Origin of the sequence: Leucobacter massiliensis, assembly GCF_002982315.1 — a bacterium.
Lineage (GTDB): Bacteria > Actinomycetota > Actinomycetes > Actinomycetales > Microbacteriaceae > Leucobacter > Leucobacter massiliensis.
Map to the genome: position 1 here is coordinate 1 of NZ_MWZD01000002.1, position 5,265 is coordinate 5,265.

Here is a 5,265-nt window from a genome sequence, read left to right on the forward strand (position 1 = left end):
GGGGGGGGGGGGCGGGGGGGGGGGGGGGGGGGGGGGCGGGGGGGGGGGGGGGGGGGGGGCGGGGGGGGGGGGGGGGGGGGGGGGGGGGGGGGGGCCGAGGCCTCGCTGCAGGAGGGGGTCTACGTGCAGCTGCCCGGCCCCCACTTCGAGACCCCCGCCGAGATCCGCTACCTGCGGGTGATCGGGGGGCAGGTCGTCGGCATGTCCACCGCGCTCGAAGCGATCGCAGCGCGCAAGGCCGGCATGGAGGTGCTCGGCCTCTCGCTCGTCACGAACCCCGCCGCCGGGGTCGTCGACGCGCCCATCGACCACGAAGAGGTGCTCGCCGAGGGCAAATCCGCCGAGCCCCGCCTCGCCGAGCTCCTCACCCGCATCGTCGGCCGCCTCTGAGCCGGGCGCGCCGGCGGATGCGCCGGCGCGCATACCTTCGTACGAGTTCGCAGAGCGGTTTCGTCGGATCGTCTGCTGCCCGGACCGGCCGCGCTGGATAGGCTGTCACGCGGAACGAGCACCCGCTCGTCACACCGCGAAGGAGCGCAGATGCAGCAGGTCGACGTCGTCGTGATCGGTGCCGGGTTCGCGGGGCTCGTCGCCGCCCGCGAGCTGGGGGCGACGGGCCTCGACGTACTCACCCTTGAGGCTCGCGACCGCATCGGCGGCCGCACCTGGACCGATCACCGGCTCGGCCGCGAACTCGAGATGGGCGCCAACTGGGTCCACTGGGTGCAGCCGCACGTGTGGGCCGAGATGACTCGCTACGGGCGCGGCATCGAACGCAGCCCCCGAGCCGAGGAAGCCTACTGGCGCGGCGCGGACGGCTCGCCACGGCGCGGCAGCCTCGACGCCTTCATGGAGCTCATCGACGCGGGGCAGCAGCTCGTCGTCGACGACGTCCGCGAGGCGATCCCGCGCGGCGTCGAACCGTGCGAGGGGCGGATCCGCGAGCTCGACCACCTCAGCCTGCAGGACCGCTTCGACGCGCTCGCACTCGACGCCGAAGCCCGCACCGCGAACGAGTCGGTGTGGGTCGGCCACGTCAACGCCCCGCTCGACCGCGTCGGCCTGTCGAGCGCGCTGCGCTGGGTCGCCGCCGCTGGCGGGCACTGGCAGCTCATGCACGAGGCCTCCGCCACCTACCGCGTCACCGGGGGGATGCGGCGCTTCGCCGAGGCGATCGCCGCCGACGTCGCCGGGGAGATCCGGCTCGGCTGCGGCGTCGTCTCCGTCACCCAGACGGGAACGGGGGACGACGCGCACGCGATCGTGGAGACCGGCACCGGGGAGCGGATCCGCGCCCGCCGGGTGGTGAGCACGCTCCCCGTGAACGCGATCGACGCGATCCGCTTCGATCCGCCGTTGCCGGAGGCGTGGCAGCGACAGCACGCCGAAACCGTCGCATCGCAGGGCTGCAAGATCTGGCTGCGGGCCCGCGGGCACCTGCCGCGCTTCTTCGCCTATGGCAGCCAGCACGACCCCATCTCCGTGCTGAAGGCCGAGTTCTTCCTGAGCGACGGCACCGGAGACAGCACGCTGCTCGTCGGCTTCGGCCCGGACCACCGCAGCGTCGACCCCGACGACCTCGGCGCGCTGCAGCGCGCCGTCGACGAGCTGCGACCCGGGATCGAGCTCATCGAGGCCACCACGCACGACTGGATGGGCGATCCGCTCTCCCGCACCACCTGGATGACCCACCGGCCGGGCCAGCTCACCCGCGACCTCTGTGAGCTGCAGCAGCCGGCCGGCCTGCTCCATTTCGCGACCACGGACAACGCGGCGCTCTGGGGCGGCTTCATCGACGGTGCGATCGAGTCGGCGCTGCGCGAGGCGCGCGCCGTCGCCGCCGCCCTGCGCGGCCCGGAGCCGGCGCAGCGGCGGGCGGGCCTCAGCCCTCGTGCACGACCCGGCCGTCAACGACGGTGAGCCGGATGGGGATCTCCGGGAGCTCGTCGGGTTCCGCCGTCACCGGATCCGCACCCCACACCGTGAGATCCGCCACCGCGCCTGCGGCGAGCACGCCCCGGTCGGCATGCCCGCGGGCCAGCGCCGGCCAGAGCGTGTACGCCAGCAGCGCCTCCTCCCCCGTGAGCCGCTGCTCGGGCTCGAAGACGTGCGCCGCGGCGTCGCCCGGCGTGTGCCGTCCGCGTGCCCACGCCATGCCGAGCCGCGGATCGTACTGCGCGACCGGCCAGTCGGAGCCGAGCACGAGCGTCGCCCCGGCGTCGAGCACGTCGCGCACCCGGTAGCCGGTCGCGGCACGCTCCTCACCGAGCCGCGTCGCCCAGGTGTCGCTGCAGTCCGGTGCGCGCCACTGCATGTGGAGCGGCTGCATGGACGCCGTCACCCCCGAGCCGCGGAGCTTCTCGACGTCCGCGTCCGAGAGCACCTCCAGGTGCTCGATGGTGTGGAAGGGCAGGCCCGGGCGCCCGGGCAGCCCGGCGTAGACGTCGAGCACGCGGTTCACGGCGTAGTCGCCGACCGCGTGCGTGGCGATGAGCATGCCGGCGTCGTGGTAGGCGCGAACCACCTCCGCGAAGCGCTCCCACGACGGCCAGAACGCGGCCCGGCCGTCGCCGCAGGCGTCCGGCCGGTGCAGCCACGCGGTGCCCGTGTCGATGACGCCGTCGCTGAACAGCTTGATCGCGCCGGTCTGCCACAGGCGGCCCCGGCGTTCGCGGTTCGCGATGACCCGCGCCACCGCCTCGTCGTCGTCTCCCACCGCGTGCCAGTGATGCACCGTCAGGCGGTGATCGAGCTCGCCGCGCTCCTCCAGCTCCGCGAGCAGCCCGACCGTGGCCTCACGGCCGTCCATGATCGCCCCGCCCGTCAAGCCGACCGCCGCGAGACGGCGGAACATGTCGCGCAGCGCCTCGCGTTCCTGTTCGTGGCTCGGCTTGGGCGCAGCGTCGAAGACGAGGTTGTAGGCCGTGGGCTCGCGCAGCTCGCCCGTCGGCGCACCCGAGGCGTCGACCACGATCTCGCTCGCGTCGTCGAAGTCTCGTCCGCCCGTGATCCCGGCTGCGGCGAGCGCCGGCGCGGTCGCCAGCGCCGTGTGCAGGTCGTAGCAGATGAGCGCCACCGGCCGCCCGGGCGCGGCGTCCGCGAGCAGCTCGCCCCGCATCCCCTCGCCCTCGAATGCCTCGTACTCCAGGTTCCAGCCGCGCAGCCACGCGCCCTCCGGCAGCCGCGCGTGCTCGGCCGCGAGCGCCTCGCGCAGTTCCGCGACGGTGCCGAGTCCGCCGAGGTCGATGCCGGCCGTCACCTCCGCCGCCCAGTGCGGGTGGGTGTGCGAGTCGAAGAGGCCGGGCGTCACCGTGGCACCGGCGACGTCGCGGACGGGGATCCCGGCCGCCTCGGCCTCCGCCCGCACCTCGGCGTCGCTGCCGAGGCGCGCGATCACGCCGTCGCGCACGAGGAGCGCGGTCGCCGTTCGATCCGGCTCGCACTCCATGTTCGTGCGCAGACGGGCCCCGGCGATCGCGAGGTCTCCTCCGGTGGGTGCTGGCATCGTGCGTCCTTTCGTGTGCGTGGCGGCCGGGCGGCCGCGAGGAATGGCGGGGCGGATCAGTGGCGGCCGATGGGGTCGAAGTGCGCGCGGGGCGCCGCGTCGTCCCCGAAGCGCCGAGGATCCCAGTGCTGCTGGAACACGGGATCCCCCTCGCCCCCGTCGACCAGGTCTGCGAGGTACTCTCCCATGAACGCAGCGTACTTGAAGCCCTCGCCGGAGTCACCGCAGGCGAGCACCGCCGTGGGGTGCGTGCGCGCCACCGTGAAGTCGCCGTCGCCGGAGTCCGTCCAGGTGCACACCTGGGTGGCGAGCACCCGCGGCGCGACGGCCGTGAGATCGCGCTCCACGCGCGCGCGGATGCGCTCGGTGCGCTCCGGCCACTCGGCGCGATCCAGGTCGTCGCCGAGGGTGCCGCCCGCGAGGCGGCGCAGCGGCAGGTCGAGACCCACCTTGTAGCCCGCATCGCCGCTCGGCATCGCGTAGATGCCGGGTGCTTCGCCAACGGGGCAGTCCACGAGTCCCGGCAGCTCGGGCGCGGGCGGGCTGGCCGCGGAGTCCCCGAAATAGACGACCTGCTCGATGTAGGGGGTGAGCGGGAGGGCGAGGCCCAGCCCGGGGAGCAGCTCCGCCGTGCCCGGCCCGGCGGTGACGAGGAGCTGATCCGCGACGAGCTCCTCACCGTGCGCGAGCTCCACCCGCGCCGAGGACTCCCCCGGCACGACCGAGGTCACCCGGGTGCCGGGGCGGTATTCGCCGCCCGCCCGCCGGAATGCGGCGAGCGCCCCGGCGAGCAACCGGTCGGCGAGCACCACGCCCGCCTGTGCGACGTAGAGGCCGTCCCTGCCGTCGGGCCGCAGGCCCGCGAACACCTCCCCGACCCGCTCTGCGGTGACGCGCTCAACCGGCTCGCCGATGCTGGTCAGCGCTTCCGCGACCGCCGGAAGGGAGAGGTCGTCGCGCCACAGCAGTCCCGTGCGGCGGAAGACCGGTGCGCCGAGGCGCTCGCTCAGGCGCTCCAGCGCGCGGAGGGTGCCGAGCATCGCCCGCGCCCGCCAGGCCTGCGTGTCCGCGAGCCGCCAGAGCCGGGTCCCGCCGCCGTTCGAGGCGAAGGGACCCCCCGGCTCGAAGCGTTCCACGAGGGTGACCCGCCAGCCGCGATCCTGCAGCTGCAGGGCGGCGGGAAGCCCCCAGGCTCCGCCGCCGACGACGATGACCCGGCGCTGCTGCATGCCCCTCCTCCGTTCTCCCGCTGCCGCGGATCAGTCCGCGACGGTGGTGTAGTGCTTCCGGAGCGGCTCCTGCACGCGCCACACGCCCCTCCAGCCCGAGGGCATCACCATCACATCGCCCGGACCGAACTCCTCCGGCTCCCGGCCCTCGGCCTCCACCGTCACGCGCCCGGAGAGGATCGTGCAGATCTCCGTGTAGCCGCTGCGCTCCGCGGTGAAGACGCCGGGGGTGCACTCCCACAGGCCCGTGTCGATGCGGCCGTCGCTCCACGCGGTGACCGCCGCTTCGGTGAGCCCGGCGGTGGTGGCGGTGGGCTTGGGGGCGTGGGCGCCGAGGTCTGCTTCCCCGGTGCGGTGCACGGCGACGGTGGGAACGGTGGTCATGGGTCTCCTTGGGGTGTCGGGGATGGTCTGGGGCTGGCGGCGGGGAGGGGCTGGCTCTTATAAACATCTGACGCCGCCGGCGATAGGCAGGGGGGGGGTATCTGGGGGCGGCGGTTGCGCGAAATAAGAAGATGAGGTGTGTCGACG

4 protein-coding genes and 1 pseudogene are annotated in these 5,265 nt (G+C 74.4%); 2 read left to right on the top strand and 3 right to left on the bottom strand.

The annotated features are described in order from the left end of the window. Positions 1 to 96 precede the first annotated feature (96 nt). Both B4915_RS00030 and B4915_RS00035 read left to right on the top strand, forming a co-directional pair. Positions 97 to 390 (top strand): annotated as a pseudogene (locus tag B4915_RS00030) (phosphorylase family protein); the annotation flags it as partial. A gap of 102 nt (positions 391 to 492) precedes the next feature. Beyond that, complete coding sequence (locus tag B4915_RS00035; protein WP_281258172.1) at positions 493 to 1,920, top strand: flavin monoamine oxidase family protein; 1,428 nt, start codon at positions 493 to 495, stop codon at positions 1,918 to 1,920. On the opposite strand, the gene B4915_RS00040 is transcribed toward B4915_RS00035, so the two are convergent. Genes B4915_RS00040 through B4915_RS00050 form a run of 3 tightly spaced genes read right to left on the bottom strand, consistent with a single transcriptional unit; the run spans position 1,883 to position 5,118 of the window. Then, positions 1,883 to 3,505, bottom strand: a complete 1,623-nt coding sequence (locus B4915_RS00040; protein ID WP_105803849.1) for an amidohydrolase — start codon at positions 3,503 to 3,505, stop codon at positions 1,883 to 1,885. The two genes, B4915_RS00035 and B4915_RS00040, sit on opposite strands and share 38 nt — an antisense overlap. Positions 3,506 to 3,561: 56 nt before the next feature. Next, the gene (locus tag B4915_RS00045; protein WP_105803850.1) at positions 3,562 to 4,734 is read right to left on the bottom strand and encodes an NAD(P)/FAD-dependent oxidoreductase; all 1,173 of its coding nucleotides are present in this window, start codon (positions 4,732 to 4,734) and stop codon (positions 3,562 to 3,564) included. A gap of 30 nt (positions 4,735 to 4,764) precedes the next feature. Continuing rightward, positions 4,765 to 5,118, bottom strand: coding sequence for a cupin domain-containing protein (locus tag B4915_RS00050; RefSeq protein ID WP_105803851.1), 354 nt, complete (start codon positions 5,116 to 5,118; stop codon positions 4,765 to 4,767). Between the last annotated feature and the right edge of the window lie 147 nt (positions 5,119 to 5,265).